Consider the following 21,119-nt stretch of genomic DNA (forward strand, 5'->3'; position numbering starts at 1 on the left):
GAGCCATGCTCGGCAGAAGCCTTGCCGGTAATGCTCCAGCCGAGCATGGCTCGGCTCTACAAGGCCTTCCCGACCACGCAACGGCCCTTGTGGGAGCGGCGTAAGCCGCGACGCTGGCCGTGCTTGAAGCCTCAAAGCCAACCCCTCCCCAGCCCTCCCCTTGCCCAGCGGCAAAGGGAGGGGGCGGAAACGTAGTGCCGAGCCATGCTCGGCAGGGGCTTTTCCGGGAACGCTCCAGCCGAGCATGGCTCGGCTCTACAGAGGTTAGTTCTGAACAGTTCAGAATTTTATGTTGCACCGCGCCAATTCCGCGTTATGCTGCAACGCAACAAGACCCGTCGGATCACCTTGATGTCCGCTCAGTTCAACGATTTCAGCAGCTACACCCAGCAGCTCGCCGCTGCTGCCAACCGTGCCAACCGGCTCGCCTTGGAAAATGCTGAAAGCGTGTTTGGCGTGCAGCTGCGCGCGTTCGAGCGCAACACCACGGCCGCGGCTGGCTTCTTCGGCGAACTGGCCCAGGCCGGCGCGCAGGCGGATCTGCAGGCGCTGCTGCCCAAGGGAATGCAGCTGGCACGCGAGAACATGGAACGACTGGCCAATGCCAACCAGGAAGTGGTCGGGCTCAGCCTGAAGACCGGCGAGGCATTGGGCGCATTGGTTCGCCAGCCTTTCGCTGCCAAACCCGAGCGCAAGACGCGCTGATACCCAGACAACAGAATTTGCGCGGTCCCTCCCCCGCGCAATCCCAGACCCGGTAGCTCCCTCCCGCTGCCGGGTCTTTTTTTGCCTGCGATCCAGCATTCCATTGCCGATGGCTGCGCTCGGCGGCAGCGGCTGGCAAAATCGACGACCACGCAGCGGCTAGACTCCCAAGATGTTCAACACCGACACGCTCACCGGCAGCAAGCCGGAACAGTACGCCCAGCTGCTGGCCCAGGCCCGCGCCCTTGTCCATGGCGAAGCTGACCGCATTGCCAATGCCGCCAATCTGTCGGCCCTGGTTTACCACGCGCTGCCACAGCTCAACTGGGTGGGCTTCTACTTCTACGACGGCAAGGAACTGGTGGTTGGCCCGTTCCAGGGCCTGCCGGCCTGCGTGCGCATTCCGCTGTCCAAGGGCGTGTGTGGCGCCGCTGCCAGTAGCCGCCAGACCCAGCGCATCGAGGATGTGGACGCTTTCCCAGGCCACATCGCCTGCGACTCGGCCTCACGCTCGGAGCTGGTCGTACCCCTGGTCCACAACGACACGCTGATCGGCGTGTTCGATATCGACAGCCCGGTGCTCGCGCGTTTCGATGCCGACGACCAGCTGGGGCTGGAAGCCATCGCCCAGGTGTTTGTCGAGGCGCTGCAATGAGCGCACCCAAGCTGCGCAACATCGGCCCCAAGAGTGCAGCCTGGCTGCGTCAGGTTGGTTTGCGCAGCGAGCAGGATTTGAGTGCGATTGGCCCGGTTGCAGCGTTCATGAAAGTACGCCGCGCTGGCTTCAAGCCCAGCCTCAACCTGCTGTATTCGCTGGAAGGCGCCTTGGTCGGCTGCCATTGGCAGGAAATACCCGAGGCGCGTCGCCAGCAACTGGTGGCGGAGTATGAAGTCGCCGCCGGCGCCCTGCCCACCACGCGCGCGGAACAGCAGGCCGGGCCGGTGCATGAAACGCATATGCAGGCCGATGCCGACGAAGAAGAGACCACCGAGATCCGCTTCGAGGATTGAAGCGGAGCATCAGTTTTTGTGGGAACGGCGGGCGGCTTTTGTAGGAGCGGCGTAAACCGCGAAGCTCGCTATCCATCAGGTCGCACAGCAATGGGCGCAGGTGGTTCGAGTTACATGCCTCCGGATGCAGCTGTGGCTTCGCGGTTTACGCCGCTCCTACAACACTCCCACAAATCCAGTGGCTAGCGGTGCGAGGACTACCAGCGCCAGCATCAGCAAGGTCTCCACTACTTCCACGCTTGCACCCAGCCCATCGCCGGAGATGCCACCCAGCTTGCGCTTCCACCACAGCGCTACCAGCGGCACCAGCAGCAATGCCGTCAACAGCGGCCACGCAAACACCACGCTGATCCCGGCAAGCAACACTGCCCACAACCACATCGCCGACGGTCGCAGCTGCCAGGAGAAGCGCTCGCCCATACCATCAGCGTGCAGCGACGGTATGCGCTGGCTCCACCACAAGGTGCCCCAGCGCGCCCACGCCGGCACCAGCACGATGCCGAACCACAACGGGCCCACCGCGAGCTCGGTCAACAACACGAACTTGAGCAGCAGCTGCATGATCAGCGTGACCACGCCGAACACGCCCATACGCGGATCCTTGAGCACTTCCAGGAAGCGCTGCGGATTGCGATGGGCGGCACCGAAGGCATCGGCAACGTCGCCCAGGCCATCCAGATGCAGCGCGCCTGTCACCCATACCCACATCAACAAGGTCAGCGCACCTGCCAGCCATGGCCGATCCGACAGGCCATACAGCGGCAGCGCCAGCAGGACGCCGATAATGGCGCCAACCAAGGGGTAGTACACCGCCGACCTGCTCAGGTCCTCCTGGCGGAAGTCGCGCACCTGCGGTGTCGGCAGCCGGGTCAGGAATTGAATGGCAAGGATCAGGCGGCGTCCAATCATGGTTGTCGCAACTCCAGCAGTTCACCCCACAACTGGCCGTCTTCGCCACGCTCCACGCGCAGGCGCACACGGGTGCCGTAATCGATGCGCATCGCCCACAGCGAGGACAGGCTCATCCCACAGACGCGCGACACCACCAGCCGCAACACGCCGGCATGGCTGACCACCAGCACCGGCTGGCCGTCGCCATCGTCTTCGTCCACCAAGCGATGCAACTGCGCTTCCACACGCGCCTGGAACTGCTGCCAGGACTCGCCGTTGGGCGGCACCACATCGTGCGGTTCGCTGTAGAAGCCAGCAAGCTGATCGGCAGGAACTTCGTCAAAATGCAGCCCGTCCCAATCGCCGAAGTCGAGCTCGGCCCAGTCCGGATGGATCTCGCAGAACTGGTTGCTGCCAGCCACCAATGCATGCGCGGTATCCAGCGCGCGCCGACGCGGTGAAGTGATCACCCGGCTCCAGCCAATGCCGGCATGGCAGCGGTACAGCGTGTCCATCGCGCCTTCGATCAAAGGCGGATCGGTACGTCCGTCCAGGTGGCCGGCACGCCCGGTGGAGGCGTGCCGCATCAGATCAAGAATCATCGGCCGCCACCGCGGTCGGCAACAGCTGCCTCGGCGAACGTCGCCATGCTGTTGTGCAGGGCACAGGCCATGCGTACCAGCGGCAACGCGAGCGCGGCACCGGAGCCTTCGCCAAGGCGCAGGTCCAGTGACAGCAGTGGCTGCGCCTGCAATGCCTCCAACAGGCGGATGTGACCACGCTCGGCCGACTGGTGCGAGAACAGCAGCCACGGCCGCAGGCTGGGATTGATGCGGACTGCCGCCAACGCTGCCGCAGAGACGATGAAGCCATCCACCAGCACCGGGATGCGCCGTTGCGCAGCGGCGATCATCGCCGCAGTTATCGCAGCGATCTCCAATCCACCTACACGTTGCAATGCTTCGTACGCGGGCGACTCGGCCGTGTTGATCGCGTCACCATGCAGGCTCAGCGCGCGTGCGATCAGATTCTTCTTCTGAACCATGCGCACCGCGTCAAGGCCAGTACCGGCGCCAACCAACTCGTCCAATGGCAACGGGCCAAGTACGGCAGCGATGGCACTCGCAGCGGTGGTGTTGCCGATGCCCATCTCGCCGAACACCAACAAATCCGCACCATCGGCGCAGGCAGCCTCCACCGCGCGGCGACCCGCATCGAAGGCAGAGTCCAGATCGACTGCCGACATCGCCGGGCCTGCGCTGAAGTCAGCAGTACCATGCAGGGTCTTGGCACTGACCACGCCGGCAATCGCTGTGGTGGCGCGGCTGCCCACATCCCATACGTGCAGTGGCAGGCCCAGTTCGCGCGCCAGCACCGCAATGGCAGCACCGCCGCCGGCGAAGTTGTGCAGCATCTGCACCGTCACTTCGGCCGGGTAAGCCGACACGCCCTGCGCGGTCACGCCGTGGTCGCCTGCGAACACCACCACCGGCACACGCTGCGCCACCGGCTGATCCACGCCTTGCAGCGCAGCCAGTTCAACGGCCAATGTCTCCAAACGACCCAGGGCGCCTTCCGGCTTGGTCAGCTGGCGCTGGCGCAGCAGGGCGCGCTGCCGGTATTCCTGCGAAGGCTGGCCGCAGGCCTGCCCGTACCATGTTTCTGTCACGACACTTCCGATACTGCGTTTGCAGCGCGCATTCTAGCCACTCGGCAACAGTGCTGCGCAGGGCTTGTTTCGCCAGCCCCCAATCAAATCGAACTCATGCAACACGTAGCCCGGGTAAGCGCAGCGCAGCCGGGGAACGAGATTGCAGCACCGCTGCAGGCCTGCGGCGCCCTGCACTTCCCGGGTGCGCATGCGCTTACCCGGGCTACCTTGAACCCCGGTTACAGAGTCCGCGCCATGCCGGCCGTTGCCGCCCATTCCGGCAACGCTGGCGGCAATGGCATAGAATGCGCGCACTTTCGGGTGACCGACCGGCATTGCCGGTCGGTTGAAACGGGAAGCCGGTGCCGCGCACTGCTGGAACTCCAGCATGTCGCCATTCCGGCACTGCCCCCGCAACGGTAAGCAGGACAAGTCCAGACATGGCGCCACTGTGCACGGCACGGGAAGGCGTCTGGACGGAAGCGGCCCACGCCGCCTCGCCTGCGAGTCCGGAGACCGGCCCGGAAGCCGACTGGTTGCGATGCGGAGGGCATGGCGGCGGCTGTAGCGCCGTGTGCGCCGCCTCCGTCTTCTCCCTCTTCTGGCAGCCTCCCCAATCCGCCTGCGCGGGAGCGTGCAGGCCCAGGAGCTTCCATGAAACTGTCTTACCACACCCTTTCGCTCGCCCTTGCCCTGGCATTGCCGGGCGTTGCTGCCGCGCAGAACGCACCAACCGAACTGGACGACGTCACCGTCACCGCCACCCGTACCCCGATCTCCATCGAGAACAGCGTGGTGCCGGTGCAGGTCATCGACCGTGCGCAGATCGACCACAGCCAGGCCAACTCGCTGCAGGACCTGCTGCGCGGCCGCGCGGGCCTGGACTTCGCCAACCAGGGCGGCAACGGCAAGATCACCTCGCTGTTCCTGCGCGGCAGCAACTCCAACCAGGTGCTGGTGCTTGTGGACGGCGTGCGCGTGGCCTCGGCCACCAGCGGCATGGCCGCCCTGCAGGACCTGCCGGTTGACCAGATCGAGCGCATTGAAATCGTGCGGGGCCCGCGTTCGAGCCTGTACGGCTCCGAGGCCATCGGCGGCGTGATCCAGATCTTCACCCGCAACGCTGGCCAGGGCCTGCAGCAGAACCTGGCGATCACCGCCGGCAGCAACAACCTGCGCCAGGTCAGCGCCGGCTTCAGCAACCGCGGTGAGCGCGGCTGGATCTCGGCCCAGGGCGGCTACCAGAAGACCGACGGCATCAACGCCTGCCGCGGCACCGCCGCTGGCTGGGGCGCTGGCTGCTTCGCCGATGAGCCGGACCGCGATGGCTACCGCAACACCTCCATCAACGTGCGCGGTGGCTATGCCCTGACCGACACGCTGAGCCTGGAAGGCCATGTGCTCAACGCCGACAGCTTCAACGAATACGACGGCAGCATCTTCGGCGGCAACGAAGCCGACAACCGCCAGCAGGTCTACGGTGCCAAGCTCGCCTGGGCTGCATCCGAGCGCTTCCGCCTGAGCGCACAGGTTGGCCGCAACCGCGACCAGGCCGACAACTACTTTGCGGATGCCAGCACTGGCACCCGCAGCTTCGCCAGCGCCTTCGATACCCGCCGCGACACCGCCAGTGTGCAGGGCGACTTCAGCTTCGCCGAAGGCCAGCAGATCACCGCTGGCGCTGATTGGCAGAACGACAAGGTCACCAGCTCCACCGCCTTCGACATCGACCAGCGCGACAACCTTGGCGTGTTTGCCGAGTACCAGGGCCAGTTCGGCGCGCACTCGCTGCAGGCCAGCGTGCGCAACGACGACAACGAGCAGTTCGGCAACCACACCACCGGCAGCCTGGGCTACGGCTTTGCCTTCGGCAATGGCTTCCGCCTGACCGCCAGCGCCGGCACCGGCTTCAAGGCACCGACCTTCAACGACCTGTACTACCCGGGCTTCAGCAACCCGAACCTGAAGCCGGAAGAATCCAAGAGCCTGAACCTCGGCATCGCGCAGTACGCCGACAACTGGAACTGGACCTTCAACGCCTATGAAACCCGCGTCGACCAGTTGATCGGCTATGACAGCAACTTCGACCTGGTCAACGTTGCCGAAGCCCGCATCCGCGGCGCCGAGCTGACCGGCTACCTGTCGCTGGCCGGTTTCGACATCAACGCCCAGGCCAGCTTCACCGACCCGCGCGACCACACCTCCGGCGCTGCTACCTATGACAACCTGCTGGCCCGCCGCGCGCGCACCAGCGGCCGTCTGGACGTGGACAAGAGCTTCGGCCCGCTGCGTCTGGGCGTGACCGCCGCCGGCAGTAGCCACCGCTTCGACAACGCTGCCAACAGCGTGCGTCTGGCTGGCTACGGCACCATGGATGTGCGCGTTGAGTACGCCATCAACGATGCCTGGAGCCTGCAGGCCAAGGCCGCCAACGTGTTCGACCGCGAGTACGAAACCGTTGCCTGGTACAACCAGCCGGGCCGCGAGTACCAGCTGACCCTGCGTTACAACAGCAAGGCAAACTAAGCCACAACGCCATGGAAGGCGTAAACGGAAACAAGAGGGTCGACAGCTGCATGTCGACCCTCGTTTTGACTTGGCACTCAATCGGGCTTCGGGCGCTCGGAGACATACTCCAAAAAACGGAAGCAGCGAGACTCAGAAACCGGCGACCGTGACTGCAGCAGCAGTACCTCTACGCACCGATGTCTGCTTGGCATGAGCGTGTGCGGACTACTGTGTAGTGGAGTTCCCAGGGTTTAGTGGACAACTGACCGAGGGTGGCGATGCGCCGCCTCGAACTCGTCAGGACTGCCCCGCCCAGATGGCTGTGGCGGCGTCTAGGGGTTGTAAATCCCATCGATGGAGTCGGATATGTCCGAGGTCGCCAAGTCACGATTCGCGTAGATGCGTTTTTTATCCGTTCCTTTTTCAAACTGCCGAAGAAGGACTCAGCGACCGCGTTGTCTCAGCAGTTGGCACGTCTGCTCATGCTTGGCTCAAGGTAGTTGTCTGTGCAGAAACGCCGCCATGAATCACTTCCGTACTGCGAGCCTTGATCTGAGTGGACCAGGGTTTTGCGAGGACGTCAGCTGCGCACGACTTTCATCACGGCATCCAGAACAAGTTCTCAGTGAACCGTTGGTCTGACAGCCCAACCAACAAACCTGCCTGAGAAAATACCAAAACAACAGCAAGGTACAGCCAACTCTGCCACGCGCGGATGCAAGTGATATCCGTCAACCCTTACTCGTTTGGGCGCGATACGCTGAACTGACGCTGGAGCAAATTAGGGATCAAGACATATGGCTTTGAAGCGGGGATGTGCCATATGAGATAGCCATACAGCGCGCGTAATCCGTTCACACGTATCAAGCGAAGCAACCGCGCATCTTCTTGAGCTCGATCGGAAATCGGATGTTCACGCTATGCGTAGTAACCGGCTCGAGCAACCCCAAGCAGACGACACATCATCGGGATACTGAACTCGTCCCGATGCGCATCGATGAATTTGTAGGCTTGCCGGGCCTTGCTGGTGATCCGACGTCCCCCCGAGCGTTGATTCAACGGTCAAAGCCGCCCCTGGCAAAGCTTGACGCGACAACGACAACGCCGACCCAGCCACTGCCGATCAGCTGTTCATTAGAATTCCGAACTCCAACTCTTGTCATCATCGCTTTGCGGCTTGCGACAAAAAAATCCTACCAGCAACACCCCTTCAATTGCCATTTGGCCCATAGCAACTACCGGCAGCAACAAAATGCACGAACACGGAACGTTCCGAACCACTGAAAAGACACCCACGCTTGATGCATGCCTAACACATGCAAAGGAGCAGATTCAGATAATCTATAAAGTACGCGTACCGTTACTTAACAAGGACGTAACTTTCGAAAGTGAGTGGGAAGCTATCTACGCTGGAGTAATCGATGACCCCGATACAGCCACCCGACTGGACGACGACTTCGAGTTCTTAAAAACCAAGGGCTATCTGCCTGAAGTTTACGTATTGATACGAGCAGCGATCGCGCTCTGGTTCGAAGCCATCCGAGCATATGAACTACCTGACCACGAGCGAGCTTGGGCTGCTCTGACCAGATGCAATTACTATCTGGGTATGTCTAGCGGGCATGAAACGAAGCAAGAGCGATCGGCTAGAGGTGGACGACACGCAGCCGCCAAGACCGCACGCCTGAAAGAACGGATCATCGAAGAACTAAATAAGATGGAAGACAATTCGCATCAGACGAAGCAGGACGTTTGGCACGTCCTGCTCCCAATAATGACTGAACCCGCACCCGAAGAACAAATAGACGATAGGGAATGGGTTAGACGACTAGGCCTATCCTCCGAAGAATCATATCAAGAATCCTTCGATCGACCAGCGCAACTTGGAAAAAGCAAAGCAGGAAAAAGTACGAACCCTACGCAGCTGCTGAGACGCTGGACCAACCAGGACGCAACTATAAAATCCGAATTCATCAGGATTGTGGCGAGACCGTTAAACACGCGAAGAATGCGCACCTGAAACTGCACCTAAAAGCCGTCGCATGGGCCCGCCTTACGCTTTCGCCCCACTTTGTTCGCTCGCCGCTCAGGCAGTTGACCTTTCCCAAATATACGACCGACCCCCTTTTCGTTAAGCCTTACATAATAGTCGACCTTTGCCAAATACATAGCAGCCCGCAACAGAGAGGCTCGCCTCTCGATATTATCGTGCGCGATCATTCCTACCCCCACTCCATATATCCGCTCGTAGTAGGTTTTCTTCGCATTGCAGTTCCAGTATCCCCCATCACCACCGGTTACAAAATCACGCCACAGATCGCCAAGCACATTTCCAACGACAACATCCTTACAAACCTTATGCCCGTCAAAAAAAGCCATGAAATGAATATGGTAGGACTTACTCTGCCCGTATTCCAGCTTCCAAATATAACCAACCAGCGCAGGAAATTCCGACTTCGCGGAACGTAGAAAGCTAGTCAGATCTTCCTTTACGCGACTGGGATTTAGAGGACCTACGCTATCCCGATGAGCACGACTGTAAGAAAGATCCAACCTGACCACACACAACCTCGCATAAAGCCCGTAGAGCCCATCGATATATTCCGTGAGTGAAAGAGCGTTCTTTCTGGCACCGCGCTCATGGTTAGAAAGTGCCTTCGTAAAATCAGAACCCTTTACCAACTTACGTATTCTCAAGAACCATTCATTTATACCGATGGAATTCCAACTTCTTTCGGCAATTACCATGGTTTGAAAGCCAGTCCTCTCCTCTACCCAAATCTCGAAATAGGGGCTCAGCTTGTGCCCTGCATAAAAATCTCGAATTCCTTGACAATCAATGTTCGTGCAAGACCGTATCGCCCTGACAGCGGAATTAACACTTTTATGACAGGTTTCCGGGCGAGTCACATCCGTATTCGCGCTCCACCTTGCGTTGGCAATCGCACGCATTGCGCGATCGATTTTTGAAATATCTCGGGGATATTCAAACGACGGTCCTATATATATCGCGCCGTCATTTACATCTAGCGCCCTATCACGCCACCGGGCAACAAAGTCGTCATCAGAGTCAAACATCACTAAATCAAGGCCCCCTTAGCTGATCCACCACATAACCCAACCAAAACATCATTCAATCACCATAATTTCCCAAACCACACAAAGCACTAAAACTCTCTTTTGGCCAGAAGAAGCAAGCCGCATTGCAGCCGTACAATAGTCAGAAATAAACACAACCATCCAAAGTCAAACAGAAAAGAGATCAGATCAAAGATCAAATCAATATATCAAATCAAATCAAGATATATATTCCGGATCTCACCCAGCCAAGAATGACAACAACACTCATTAAAAATGACCCATGCCACCTTTTAACAAACACTTAGCCTTTCTTTAGCGCCGTGAAGTTAGTGCTTACAACTAACGAGAAATGCTATTGCGTTCGTCCACGCGAGCCTTAATCCAGGCATCAACTTCTTCTTCCAGCCATGCCACCGTCCCTTTCCCAGTCCTGACCGGCTGAGGGAAATCAGGATCAAAGCGCTTCCCTCCAGACTTGATGGCCGCATAGATGGTGGACCTGCGAAAACCGGTCCGATACTCCAGTTCTTGTCGTCGAATGAGCCGGGGTGCGACTACCGATTCCATTTTTTTGGTCCTGCGAGAAGAGAGCCCATACGCTACGACGGAGCTCAGCTGCAGGTCACGTACTTCAAGTGCATGAAGTACGATAAGGCCCGGCAGCAGGTACAAGTTAGTTCCGCGCGCCCCTCAAGTTGGTTCCCTGAGATAGGTTTGGATGGCCAGTTCGCTTGATCTGCTGCAGTGAGCGCAGCCACGCCGGCGGCGCCAAAAAAAGAACGCCCGCGTTGGCGGGCGTTCTACAAAGGGAACCCAAGGTGCTGCTGAAGGTGCATGATCGATGCCGCCGACAGATCTGTCTCCTTCTGCTCTTGCATGACAGGCACCTGAAGAAGGATTGGCTGGCTACCCACATCTATCCGGCATCTTTCATACCTTATGCATGTTTGCGTGGAAATTCACAGCAAGCATGATGTTACGCAGTCAAAGTGCCTCTATTGTGCCATCATCTTCCGGATAGATCTCCAGCCACTTCCCATCTTTGAGCAGGTAGTCCACTTCGTACTCAGCCGTCGGGCAACACATGGCATCGCCTTCCCCCTGCCCTAGCTTCTTCATTTTCACCATTCCATCGCCGTAGGATATGCCCTGCACCTCCTCTCCGTAGCCCGACACCGGCGTGGAATAGATGAACTTCAACTTTCCGCTTTCACTAAGGAATGCAGCCAGATGAGTGGAATAGGCATTGCTTCCGCCTCCTCCCTCCAGTACGAAGAGCACAGCGCGGTCCTCGACACCATCACCGTTCAGATCACCCTTCACGATCTTACGCGCACCAATATTCTCTTCATCGTGCCCGTTCATCGCTGCCTGCGGAGCAAGTGCCTCATTGATTACAACCTCATTCTCTGCCTCTGACGCCACGGGAGCTTCTACGGGAGCGGTTGCAGAGACAGGTGTACAACTCACCGCCTGAACCTGTTCCGCTGTCAGCCCTGCGGGTACCTTGCACCCCGCCAGGTTGATATCACCTTCGCGCGAAAGCGTCTCTGCTTTGGTGCAAGCCGACAGTGCTACGGCTGAGAATACTGCAGCGGCAAGCAATCCTTTGATCTTCATTGATAGTCCTTCGGAACCCCTAAGGGCATTGGTTGATTTAGCGTTGAATGCGCCGGGGCATCTACACGCATCGTTGAATTGACTCTGAAAGTTCATTAACTCAGCGGGTTATTGTCGGGACTAGGGACCACCCTGCGCTTGACCCGCAGCTAGGCTCACCGGCACTGACCAGCAGCTACTTTTACTTGCTCGGCAAAGCCCATTGGTGGATAGCCACGCTTGTCTATGGCGACCAATCCCTTTTCGCCGTAATGCTCTTGTAGCTTGTCTATAGCGCAGGAACACTGGGCTTTCGGGGCACCACTGCTCATGCAGCTATCAATGAACTCGCCCCGGACTTTGTCTAGATCGCTCTTGCAGCCACCGAGTGACACCAGAAGCATTGCTAGCAGAGAGATTCTGATCAGCATGCTTACCGCCTCCTTACGAGCGCCAGTACGGCGATGATCACGAGGACCCAGATCACGCCACTGATCAGCTTGCCGATCGACGGGAACATCACTGCTGGCCACACCAGGGCTTGGCCCAGGTTGTAGAAGAAACCCTTGTACGCATAACGCCCCCAGATATCGAAGCAGATCGCTGCGATGAGTACGGTCACGCCGTACACGCCTATCAAGTACCTCATGTGTTTCCTCGTTGGTTGGAGTTAGTGCGTTTGTTTCAGATGCTCACTGACGGCCTCGAACAGCAGGCGCAGGTCGTCAGGGTTGGGAATGCTCAAGCTGATGAACGGTTCGCCATGGATCCGTACATGGGCGCCGTGGGCAGTGATCTGGGTTAGGCAGCCCAGCAGACGGGTATCCACTGATTCGAACTTGGCCTTGCCTCGGATCTGGGCCTCGGTGATCAGCACGCCTTCCCTGGCACCGCCGAATACCGTGTCGTCGATGAGCACGACAACGTCTTGGGTCCGCAGTCCTTCCCCATAGCTGTCCAGAGCCCCTAGGAGCTTCTTCCTGGGGATCTGGGGAGCCACGAACACGCGCTCGAAGGGCTCGTTACTAAACTCGAGCCCTTCCAGTGCCTCTCGAAGTGAGCTAAGCGGCGGAGGCTCTGGGACCCTGGCTCGCTCCGTCCGGGGACTTGGATCAGCGGGCCCGGCCGACGCTTGGGTACGGTCGAAGCGCTCGCGTTGGTCCGGGTCCTTGAGGACCGCATACGCCTTGTTGACGGCCTGCATCTTGGCCGTTGCCCATGCCACGGACGACGCGTCACCTGCAACGTACCGATCAGGGTGGTACTGGCTCCGCCTGCCCTTGTAGGCAAGCTCTATTTCCAAGAGCGATGCCTCGGGGCGTACCCCGAGGACTTCGTAGTAGTGCTCTTGTGACATGTAGTAGTCCTCTTGTGACATTTGGATATCTGTCAATCCTTAGGCGCACGCGCCTCTTGAAAGGTCTGATTGGTTGTTACGGGATCAGTTGGACAAGACCACTGTTACCACTGTTACCACTATTTGCCATAATGGCAAATGTGATGCAATGATGAAACAGGCAGACTTGGACACCGCTTGCTTCGTGCCGTTTCCATGCCTGCTCCGTCCATTCCAAAATCCGTCTTTGGTCGTCGCCTACGCGCGGCCCGACTGGAAGCTGGGTTGAGTCAAGCTGACTTGGGGGCCGTCTTGGGCTTGGAAGATTCCAATAGCGCCGCACCACGTATCTCGCGCTACGAGTTGGGGTTACGAGATCCTGATCCCGAAACCGCTGAAGCATTGGCCAAGGCGCTCGGCGTTCCTGTTGCTTACTTCCACGCCACATCTGACGTCTTGGCAGAAGTCATCCTTCTGGTCGCGCGTCTTCCAGCATCAAGACAACAAGCCGTTCTGAACTTGATCAAGGGCTACGCAGAAGGCAAGTCCCCTCCTGCGGGCTAGGGGAAGAGTGGGAGATCCTGTTCTTCGTGACCTTGAGCCTCCACCAGGTACCTCCCAGCTCGCAATCTAAGCCGGCTGGCCGCCTCTCTAGCCCGAGCCTTCATGCGCCAGTTTCCATCGGCAGCTGAGCGCTCAACCTCCCGAGCCTGTCGGTCCAGATCAGCTGCTTTGGCACGAGCCAGCGCTGCCCTGGTCATTGACCAGGACGTCTCCGTTTCCTTCATGCTGTTCTCCTAGGTATCCGGACCTTAGATCTGGCCGAGCTGAGCCATCGAGGTTCCTTGGCTTGCCGACACCACAAGGTGGTCGACGACCCTCACCTCCACCATCGCCAGTACTTCCTTCAATCGCCTGGTGATGGCTCGATCCGCTTCTGACGGCTCGCAATGCCCGCTCGGGTGGTTGTGAGCCAGCAGGACCGCTGCCGCGTTCAGGGCCAAGGCACGTTGAACGACAATCCGCGGATGAATCTCAGCACCATCTATGGAGCCTGAGAACAGCCGTTCTACGGCGATCAGACGGTTGCGGGCATCGAGGAACGCCACCTCGAAGTGCTCGCGGATCTCATGCCCTAGACGCAGACGGAAGAACCTGCCGGCAACATCCGGATCTCCCAATAGAAGGCCACTGACCATTGCTCTGCTCTCAAGAATCTCCAATGCTTGGGAGAGGACGGAGCTGTCACGTTCGTTCAAACCGCCAGGTAGCTCTTCCAGGCGTTGCTTCTGCAGCGAGACGTTCATGCGGCTTCCCCCAACAGTTCTTTCCAAGCCTTCTGCTTTAGCAATGCCCCCTGACCGAACCAGGCTGCATCCAAGCGGTTCTCCGTACTCTGCGCACGCCGATGATGGTCCACGAATTCGGTGATGCTGTTGAGCAAGCCAAACGCCGTGCCTTTGCTGGTTTTCAAGCTAGCCCCCCTCCCCTGCCCTTCATACAGCGCCCGCACCTTGGCTACGGCCTGCTCGTTCACGATTACTTTTCCATTCTGAGCCGGTGGATACGTGAGCAAATTCCGCAGCACCCCATCAACCGAATCAAGGTCCACTGGTGTCTCACAGAGGATGCGCATCCGCTCCACGAAGCCGTGCCAACCCTCAACAGCAATACCTAACTGACTTTTGACCCTGTCAGCATCGAAGGCACTGCGGTGCGGAACCTTGATGGCTCCGGTTCGATCCCCAACAGCGATCTGCAGCGTGTTGTTGCAAACCACACGGACTGAGGTGAACTTGGCGGTGGTAGCCAAGGTTCCATCACAGGCCGTAGCCAGCAGAAGGTAGCCATTGACCTGATCCTGGCCCTTCAGGGCCACACCCTGCCCAGTACGGGCCAATGCCCAGAACTTCCGCCCTCCACGAAGCACGCCTGCCGTCTCCAGCTCAAAGCCGCTGTACCGCGTCAGGTCGCGGTAGAACTCCAGGATCTCCCGCGGCTGGACGACTTGATAGCGCGTGGACACCACAGCCAACGGTCGCTTGGTGTCAGAGCGATAAAGCACCTTCTGCCCGGGGAACGCCCGAACGGGATACTGATCTTCGGCCTCGGCGGCGAATCGCACTTCAGCCTCCTCCAAGGACCAGTTCATGCCAGCGCGTTCGCGCCATACTTCAACGGACTGGCCAGGAGCCAACTGGCTTCCGATGCCATGCCAAGGAACTTGGCCGGCATAAGCCATGGTTTCAACGTGATGCATCTCGATCTCCTTTCATGGACGGCATAACGCACAAGGCCCGGACAATGCCGGGCCTTGCGGGTCTATCTGGATAGTTGGTTTAGTCGTAGGAATCGCGACCGAACTGGTCGGGGCGGGTGAACGAACAACGGGCTACAGCCGACAGAATCGCGGCTGCGACGATGAAGACGCAATAAATGAATTCAGACTTATCTTTCATACTTGGCACTCAATGCAATTGCGCTAGTTTTTTTGGCCAGCGCGAAGCAAGAGGATCCTGCTTCATTGAAGTACTAAGGGTCTGAGAATTTTTTAAATGGACCTCGCCACCCCAGCAGTTTCTGACCAAGTTCCGCATCGAAGCGGCTACCCACATGCTGTTCACCGACACCAGCATCGCCAGTGTTGGCCAAGCCTGTGGCTTCTCCGATCAGAGCGCGTTTTCGCGTCAGTTCAAACTCACGGTCGGGATGACGCCACGCGACTACCGAACCTTGGCATTGAGTGCAGGCTGACAGTCCCAACCTGCGATCAACCAATACAGCCTTCCTTGCACAACAGCGCCCTCTGCGTGCTGACGCCTGCACGGGTTCAATCAATCATCGCAGGCAATCACCAGCGGCACGCCACGCGTTGGGTGTTCGATCACCTGCACCGGCTGGCCATACACTTCGCCGATGGTCTGGCGGGTCAGCACCTGCCGCGGCGAACCATCGGCGGCAATGCGTCCAGCGCACAGCATCACGATACGATCGGCATAGGCCGATGCCAGGTTGAGGTCGTGCAATACCACCACCACGCAATGGCCCTGCGCTGCTAGTTCGCGGGCGCTGCGCAGGGTGCGCTCCTGATGGCGAAGATCGAGCGCGGCGGTAGGTTCATCCAGCAGTAGTACCGGCGTCTGTTGCGCCAACGCACGCGCAAGCGAGGTGCGTGCGGCTTCGCCACCAGACAGCGTCTGCACATCGCGCCCGGCCAGGCCAGCAACATCGGCTTCAGCCAACGCGGCTTCGACGATCGCCGCATCGTGTCGTGGTTGCGGCCGGTGCGGCAACCGCCCCATCGTCACCACTTCGCGCACGCTGAAGGCAAAGTGCACGGCATGATCCTGCGCCATCACCGCCCGCTGCAGCGCCAGCTCACGCACCGGCCAGTCGGCCAACGCACGGCCATGCAACAGTGCCTGCCCCACATCCGGCTCGGCATCACCGGCAAGCAGGGCCAACAACGTGGACTTGCCTGCGCCATTGGGGCCAACCAAGGCGGTCAGCGTGCCGGCCTGCAACGACAGGTCAACATCCGCCAATATCTGGCGGCTGCCACGCAGCACGCTGACTCCACGCAGTTCCAGCAACGGCGCACTCATACCCGCCCCCCACGCTTGCGCAATACCAGCCACAGGAAGAACGGCGCGCCCAAGGCAGCAGAGAACAGGCCGAGCGGAATCTCCGACGGTGGATCCAGCGTGCGCGCGGCGGTATCAGCCACCACGATCAACAGCGCGCCGACCACACCGGACAAGGGCAACAGCCAACGGTGTCCCGGTCCGACCAGCATCCGCACCAGGTGCGGGACCACCAGGCCGACGAAACTGACGCTGCCGGCAAACGCCACCGCCGCACCGACCAACAGTGCACTGAAGGCGACCAGCAGCAGCCGCGTGCGGGCAACATCCAGGCCGATATGACGTGCCTGACGCTCACCAAGTGCAAGCATGTCCAAAGGCGTGGCAAGCCGCAGCAGCGCCAACACGCCGATCACGAATACCGGCGTGACCGCCGCCACGTCGCTCCAACTGGCCTGCGCCAACGAGCCCATCTGCCAGAACACCAGCGACTGCAGCTCGCTCTCACTGGCGATGTAGGTCAAGAAGCCAACCGCCGCCGAGCAGCCCGCACCAATCGCGATACCGACCAGCAACAAGGTCGCAGTGCCTTCACCACGCCCGGGCCGTGCCAGCAGATAGATCAAGGTCGTCGCGCCGGCACCGCCAACGAAGGCCGCCAGTGGAATCAGCCAGACAGCGAATGCACCCGCGCCGAGCACGATGGCCGCCACCGCCCCCAGCGCCGCGCCCTGGCTGACACCGACGATGCCGGGATCAGCCAGCGGATTGCCGAACAATCCCTGCAAGGCGACGCCGGCCATCGCCAGCGACGCCCCCACCAGCGCGCCGAGCAAGGCGCGTGGAATGCGCAGCTGCCAGACCACACCCATGTCGCGGGCGCTGACCGATTGCGGATCGGCCAAGCCGAACTGCGCCGCTATCGCCCGCAACACGTCGGCTGCAGGCAGCTTCAACGGACCGGTGCCGAACGACAACAGCACCGCAACCAGCAGCACCGCCAGCAACAGACATAGCAGCAGCGCGCCGTTCGGCCGCCGGACCTGCGCGAACATCATCCGCGCGACAACTCCACCAAGGCCTGCGCCAAGGCCAACGCACCGGCGCCAGAACCCACACTGGTGGATTTCAGTTCGACGTCGGGCATCACCCAGACACGGTTGGCGGCACCGGCGGGGGTGTGCTTCAGGGTGGGATAGGCCTTCCACAGGCCGGCTTCGCCGCCGAACAAGCGCAGGTCGTTTTCGGTTACCAGAATCACCTCCGGCGCCGCCGCGACAACGCCTTCGTTGCTGAGCTGGGAATAATTGGCCACGCCCGCTTCTTCGCCGATATTGATGCCACCGGCAATGCTGATCAGCTGGTTGGCAGCGCTGTCAGCGCCGGCCACGGTGGGCAGGCCACCGGCACCGCTGGCCGACAGCGCGATCACCCTTGGACGCTTCGCATTGTCCTTGGCGATGGCTGCAGCCTGATCGAGCTGTGCTTGTACCTTGCTCGCCAGCTCCTGCCCCTGTGTGACCAGACCAAGCGCTGCAGCCACCTTGCGCACTTTGTCCGCCGGCGGCTGCAGGTCGTCGATCACCACTGCCGCATGGCCGGTCGCGCGCAGGCGCTCGGCCAACACGGCATGGCGACGCAGGCTGTTGCCGAGGAAAAGCGTTCCTTCCAGGCTCAGCACACCTTCCACGCCGGTGGTGCGGTTGAACAGGAAGTGCTTGGGGGCGGCTTTGCCCGCGGCGGTCGCAGAACGCTCGGGCGCGGCATAGACCTTGTCGGCCAGCCCCAGTGCTTCGATCACCGCGATCACATCATCACCACCGGCAACGATGCGACCGATGTCGGTCACTTCAACGTCCACACCATCGTCCGAACGCAGCTTGGCCGGCAACTGTGGCGTCGCTGCAGCCACCTGCGGCACGTCCTGCCCGGCCACGCGCTTCCAGCCGGCCGGCAATACGCGCGCATCCGCAGCGTCGGTAGCGGGCGCAGCAACGGTAGGAGCTTCGGCAGCGACCTGCGGTGGTGCGGGGCTGCGATCACAACCGGGAATCAGCACGGCCAACAGCAGACCCAGGCCAGTCGGAACAATGGTGGTGGCTTTCATCAATACGTCCTCGGTTACCAGATTGGCCGATGCATTGGCGCTGCGTGCCGGCCAGATTTTGATGGCAGTGCGGGAGATGCCGTTGCCGGCATCTCCCGCGCGTTTATCGCCTTGCCGCGCACAGGGCGCGGCGGATCACTCAGCGCTGCACAGGCAGCAGGCGGGTAATGCGATCGCCCTTGGCGTCATCGGCGCCCTTGGACTTGTTGATCGCGAACATCACCGCATCCGGTCCTTTGCTGACGTGGTTCGGGTAGGTGCCGCCGTCGAGGTTGGCAACGATCTTGCCGCCCTCATCAACCACCGTGACCGTGCCGGCAGCGCGGTTGCTGACATAGGCCAGGCGCGTGCTCGGGCTGTAGGACACATTCAAGGAACCGGCGCCGACGTAGACGTCGTGCTCGACCTTGGCCGTGGCCGGGTCGACGATCAGCAGGTTGTCGCTGCCCTGCGATACCACCAGCAGGCGTTTGGCGACCGGGTTCCATGCCACACCGATCGCGTCACGCGCGCCGGCCAGCGGGAACACCTTTTCCACCTTGCCGCTGGCGCCGTCGATGATCGCCGCTTCCGCAGCGGCCAGGCTGACGGTATAGACCTTGCCGGTAGCCGTATCGATGTCCAGGCTGCCCGGGGTGAAGGTCTCGCCGCGCTTGCCGGAGGCAATGGTGATGTTGTCCAGCTGCTGCAGCGTGCGGGTGTCGAACACGCTGATGTAGTCGGCGCCGGTGGCCGAGACATAGGCGCGGTTGCGCTGGGCATCGACCACCACGTCACGCGCATGCGACACCGCGCCCACCGGATACTGCTTGACCAGCGACAGGTCGGACTGGCGGTACACCGCCACCGTGTCCTGACGGGTGTTGGTCACCCACACAGTGCCGTTGGCATCATCCACGCCCACGCCGTAGACCGCGAACAGGTTGCCGTCATTACCCGGTGCCGCCTGCGGCGATACGCGAGCGATGATCTGCAGGGTTTGCGGGTCTACCTTGAGCAACTCGGACTGCTTCACCGGCGGGCGACCGACCGCGCTGGTCACGAACGCGGCCTTGCTGGCTGGGCTGTAGGCCACCTGGTACAAGCCCTGCACCAAGCGGTTGCTGGCAGCCTGGATGCGTTCCTGGCCGGACAGCGGCACCTCGCGCGACACCTTCAGCGAGAACACCGCTGCGGCGTCCGGCGCAGCGGCCCGCACCACGATCGGCTGCGGGCCGGCGACGGCATCGGCCGGGATGGCCAGCGTGCCGCTGAACTTGCCTTCGCCATTGGCGACATAAGGCTGCGCGTTGAGCACGGTCTCACCGCGCAGCAAGGTCACCTTCTGTCCCGGCGTGAAGCCATTGCCTTCAATACCGGTTTCGCTGCCCGGCAGCACCACCGGTGCGGTAGCGCGCACGCTGCCGTTGAATGCGGTATCCGGCTGCGCGAATACCTGGGCGCCGGCAGCGCCGGTGGCCAGCAACAGGGCCAGGCCGAGCAAATGCGGACGCACGGCGCGGGCAGTGGTGGAAGCAGTAGTGGAACGAACGTTTGCCATCGGGCATTACCTCTTGGGTGCTGCGCGACGTCGCGCGCATCGTGGGTTTCTGCCTGGGCGGTGACGCTGCCTGGGTAATGGAGTGCCGGGCCGTCGGCCCGGATTTGGAAGTCATATCAGGAGCGCGGCTCCGCGCTGCGGTCACGCACGCCGGTGATTTCATGCAGCGCGCGCATCAACGAGGCGCGGAACATCGGGCCATGGCCGAGGCCGTCGAACTGGTGGTACTCGACATCCAAGCCGGGCACCTGCCGCAGGCGCGCCGACAACTGCTCGGCAGCGTCGGACGGTGCGCCAGAGACGCGCTTCAGATGCGCGAGCACCCGTGGATTGCTCATGTCGCGGTTGCTGGTATCGCGATCACGCTCACCGCCACCAAGCATCATCAGCACCCGCGCCGGATGACTGGCGTTGTTGCCGATGAACTGACGTTCGGGAGCACCCAGCATCGCGCCCTGCTGCCACCACAGCGACGGGCTGGCCGGCACATAGGTCTGGAATGCACCGCTGCGCGTGTACAGCGTATGCAGCACGAACAGCCCGCCCAGCGAATGGCCCCACAGTGCCTGCTTGTTGGCATCGGTTGCCACGTGTTGCGCCAGCTGCGGACGGATGCGCCGCTCGATCACTTCCAGGAACGCATCGGCGCCACCGCCTACCGCCGCGCCGCCATCTTCGGGCTGGTCAGCAATCGGCGTGTAATCGCGGGTACGTGCGGGCGAATCGATGCGCTGCTGGTTGTCGTAGCCGACAAACACCAGCACCGTTGGCTGCTTCTGCGCCAGTTCCTCCAGCAGCGGCGCGTCGAATTCCATCAACGCGCCGTTGCCATCCAGCATCCATAGCGCCGGGTAGCCCGCTGCCGGCGCTTTGCCGGCAGGGATGCCCAGGTTGACCCGCCACGTGCGCTGTCCATCATCACTGCGCACCAGGAAGCGCTCGAAGCGGTAATGCGCCGAACCGGTGTCAGCAACAGTCTGGCCCATCAGCTGCGCCGGGTTGCGTTGCTGCGCCGCTGCAATCGGCGCGAACGCGCCGAGCAACAACAGCGAGGCCACGGCGAGCAATGAGTGAAAGCGGATGCGCATGTGATTGGTCATCGCTGT

Annotated in this window: 23 protein-coding genes, 1 pseudogene and 1 riboswitch; of the genes and pseudogenes, 7 read left to right on the forward strand and 17 right to left on the reverse strand. The window is 60.9% G+C overall.

Going from position 1 to position 21,119, the window contains the following annotated elements:
• Nucleotides 1-351 precede the first annotated feature (351 nt).
• The 3 genes from ACVOL0_RS09535 to ACVOL0_RS09545 all read left to right on the forward strand — a co-directional run bounded on the left by ACVOL0_RS09535 (nt 352) and on the right by ACVOL0_RS09545 (nt 1,716).
• Nucleotides 352-705, forward strand: a complete 354-nt coding sequence (locus tag ACVOL0_RS09535; RefSeq protein WP_282268897.1) for a phasin family protein — start codon at nt 352-354, stop codon at nt 703-705.
• Nucleotides 706-877: 172 nt separating this feature from the next.
• Complete coding sequence (locus ACVOL0_RS09540; protein WP_481539030.1) at nt 878-1,360, forward strand: GAF domain-containing protein; 483 nt, start codon at nt 878-880, stop codon at nt 1,358-1,360.
• Complete coding sequence (locus ACVOL0_RS09545) at nt 1,357-1,716, forward strand: TfoX/Sxy family protein (RefSeq protein WP_481548879.1); 360 nt, start codon at nt 1,357-1,359, stop codon at nt 1,714-1,716. The genes ACVOL0_RS09540 and ACVOL0_RS09545 overlap by 4 nt, the downstream gene beginning before the upstream one ends.
• Nucleotides 1,717-1,872: 156 nt before the next feature.
• Here the strand turns inward: ACVOL0_RS09545 and cobS are convergent, their stop codons facing one another.
• The 3 genes from cobS to cobT are packed head-to-tail and all read right to left on the reverse strand — an operon-like array spanning nt 1,873 to nt 4,276.
• Nucleotides 1,873-2,625, reverse strand: a complete 753-nt coding sequence (gene cobS / locus ACVOL0_RS09550; RefSeq protein WP_481548880.1) for an adenosylcobinamide-GDP ribazoletransferase — start codon at nt 2,623-2,625, stop codon at nt 1,873-1,875.
• Nucleotides 2,622-3,209: a histidine phosphatase family protein gene (locus tag ACVOL0_RS09555; RefSeq protein WP_282268904.1), complete on the reverse strand. Its 588-nt coding sequence runs from the start codon at nt 3,207-3,209 to the stop codon at nt 2,622-2,624. Before ACVOL0_RS09555 ends, cobS begins: the two co-directional genes overlap by 4 nt.
• Nucleotides 3,206-4,276 (reverse strand): nicotinate-nucleotide--dimethylbenzimidazole phosphoribosyltransferase, encoded by a 1,071-nt coding sequence (cobT, locus tag ACVOL0_RS09560; protein WP_282268906.1) that lies wholly within the window; start codon nt 4,274-4,276, stop codon nt 3,206-3,208. The genes ACVOL0_RS09555 and cobT overlap by 4 nt, the downstream gene beginning before the upstream one ends.
• 284 nt (nt 4,277-4,560) lie before the next feature.
• Nucleotides 4,561-4,797, forward strand: a riboswitch (cobalamin riboswitch).
• 115 nt (nt 4,798-4,912) lie between these two features.
• On the opposite strand from cobT, the gene btuB reads away from it, so the two are divergent.
• A complete protein-coding gene (btuB, locus tag ACVOL0_RS09565; RefSeq protein ID WP_481548881.1) occupies nt 4,913-6,784 on the forward strand; it encodes a TonB-dependent vitamin B12 receptor in 1,872 nt (623 codons plus the stop codon).
• A gap of 442 nt (nt 6,785-7,226) precedes the next feature.
• On the opposite strand, the gene ACVOL0_RS09570 is transcribed toward btuB, so the two are convergent.
• Complete coding sequence (locus ACVOL0_RS09570) at nt 7,227-7,331, reverse strand: hypothetical protein (protein WP_481539033.1); 105 nt, start codon at nt 7,329-7,331, stop codon at nt 7,227-7,229.
• 612 nt (nt 7,332-7,943) lie between these two features.
• On the opposite strand from ACVOL0_RS09570, the gene ACVOL0_RS09575 reads away from it, so the two are divergent.
• Nucleotides 7,944-8,786 (forward strand): hypothetical protein, encoded by an 843-nt coding sequence (locus tag ACVOL0_RS09575; protein ID WP_481548882.1) that lies wholly within the window; start codon nt 7,944-7,946, stop codon nt 8,784-8,786.
• A gap of 8 nt (nt 8,787-8,794) precedes the next feature.
• Here ACVOL0_RS09575 and ACVOL0_RS09580 read toward each other — a convergent pair whose 3' ends face one another.
• The 6 genes from ACVOL0_RS09580 to ACVOL0_RS09605 all read right to left on the reverse strand — a co-directional run bounded on the left by ACVOL0_RS09580 (nt 8,795) and on the right by ACVOL0_RS09605 (nt 12,803).
• Nucleotides 8,795-9,844, reverse strand: coding sequence for a YagK/YfjJ domain-containing protein (locus ACVOL0_RS09580; protein ID WP_481548883.1), 1,050 nt, complete (start codon nt 9,842-9,844; stop codon nt 8,795-8,797).
• Nucleotides 9,845-10,186: 342 nt separating this feature from the next.
• Nucleotides 10,187-10,414 (reverse strand): helix-turn-helix transcriptional regulator, encoded by a 228-nt coding sequence (locus ACVOL0_RS09585; RefSeq protein WP_481548884.1) that lies wholly within the window; start codon nt 10,412-10,414, stop codon nt 10,187-10,189.
• A gap of 417 nt (nt 10,415-10,831) precedes the next feature.
• Nucleotides 10,832-11,467, reverse strand: a complete 636-nt coding sequence (locus ACVOL0_RS09590; protein ID WP_481548885.1) for a hypothetical protein — start codon at nt 11,465-11,467, stop codon at nt 10,832-10,834.
• A 155-nt stretch (nt 11,468-11,622) separates the two neighbouring features.
• Entirely contained in the window at nt 11,623-11,877 is a 255-nt protein-coding gene (locus tag ACVOL0_RS09595; protein WP_481548886.1) for a hypothetical protein, read from the reverse strand.
• Between the two features lie 2 nt (nt 11,878-11,879).
• Nucleotides 11,880-12,095 carry a hypothetical protein gene (locus ACVOL0_RS09600; RefSeq protein WP_481512297.1) on the reverse strand — a complete coding sequence of 72 codons (216 nt, stop codon included), beginning with the start codon at nt 12,093-12,095 and terminating at the stop codon, nt 11,880-11,882.
• A 21-nt stretch (nt 12,096-12,116) separates the two neighbouring features.
• Entirely contained in the window at nt 12,117-12,803 is a 687-nt protein-coding gene (locus ACVOL0_RS09605; protein WP_481548887.1) for a J domain-containing protein, read from the reverse strand.
• Nucleotides 12,804-12,998: 195 nt separating this feature from the next.
• Here ACVOL0_RS09605 and ACVOL0_RS09610 point away from each other — a divergent pair, with 195 nt between their 5' ends.
• The gene (locus tag ACVOL0_RS09610; RefSeq protein WP_082746590.1) at nt 12,999-13,346 is read left to right on the forward strand and encodes a helix-turn-helix domain-containing protein; all 348 of its coding nucleotides are present in this window, start codon (nt 12,999-13,001) and stop codon (nt 13,344-13,346) included.
• Between the two features lie 248 nt (nt 13,347-13,594).
• Here ACVOL0_RS09610 and ACVOL0_RS09615 read toward each other — a convergent pair whose 3' ends face one another.
• Together ACVOL0_RS09615 and ACVOL0_RS09620 are read right to left on the reverse strand one after the other, a co-directional pair.
• Nucleotides 13,595-14,089, reverse strand: coding sequence for a JAB domain-containing protein (locus ACVOL0_RS09615; protein WP_481548888.1), 495 nt, complete (start codon nt 14,087-14,089; stop codon nt 13,595-13,597).
• The gene (locus tag ACVOL0_RS09620) at nt 14,086-15,042 is read right to left on the reverse strand and encodes a DUF932 domain-containing protein (protein ID WP_481548889.1); all 957 of its coding nucleotides are present in this window, start codon (nt 15,040-15,042) and stop codon (nt 14,086-14,088) included. Before ACVOL0_RS09620 ends, ACVOL0_RS09615 begins: the two co-directional genes overlap by 4 nt.
• A 308-nt stretch (nt 15,043-15,350) precedes the next feature.
• On the opposite strand from ACVOL0_RS09620, the pseudogene ACVOL0_RS09625 reads away from it, so the two are divergent.
• Nucleotides 15,351-15,536 (forward strand): annotated as a pseudogene (locus tag ACVOL0_RS09625) (helix-turn-helix domain-containing protein); the annotation flags it as partial.
• Nucleotides 15,537-15,616: 80 nt separating this feature from the next.
• Here the strand turns inward: ACVOL0_RS09625 and ACVOL0_RS09630 are convergent.
• From ACVOL0_RS09630 to ACVOL0_RS09650, 5 genes are all read right to left on the reverse strand, one after another.
• Entirely contained in the window at nt 15,617-16,387 is a 771-nt protein-coding gene (locus ACVOL0_RS09630; protein ID WP_481548890.1) for a heme ABC transporter ATP-binding protein, read from the reverse strand.
• Nucleotides 16,384-17,424 (reverse strand): FecCD family ABC transporter permease, encoded by a 1,041-nt coding sequence (locus ACVOL0_RS09635; RefSeq protein ID WP_481548891.1) that lies wholly within the window; start codon nt 17,422-17,424, stop codon nt 16,384-16,386. Before ACVOL0_RS09635 ends, ACVOL0_RS09630 begins: the two co-directional genes overlap by 4 nt.
• Nucleotides 17,421-18,473 carry a heme/hemin ABC transporter substrate-binding protein gene (locus tag ACVOL0_RS09640; RefSeq protein ID WP_481548892.1) on the reverse strand — a complete coding sequence of 351 codons (1,053 nt, stop codon included), beginning with the start codon at nt 18,471-18,473 and terminating at the stop codon, nt 17,421-17,423. The genes ACVOL0_RS09635 and ACVOL0_RS09640 overlap by 4 nt, the downstream gene beginning before the upstream one ends.
• A gap of 139 nt (nt 18,474-18,612) precedes the next feature.
• The gene (locus ACVOL0_RS09645; RefSeq protein WP_481548893.1) at nt 18,613-20,013 is read right to left on the reverse strand and encodes a YncE family protein; all 1,401 of its coding nucleotides are present in this window, start codon (nt 20,011-20,013) and stop codon (nt 18,613-18,615) included.
• A 116-nt stretch (nt 20,014-20,129) separates the two neighbouring features.
• Entirely contained in the window at nt 20,130-21,113 is a 984-nt protein-coding gene (locus ACVOL0_RS09650; protein ID WP_481548894.1) for an alpha/beta hydrolase, read from the reverse strand.
• Between the last annotated feature and the right edge of the window lie 6 nt (nt 21,114-21,119).

It is taken from the genome of Stenotrophomonas sp. STEN021 (assembly GCF_056760175.1).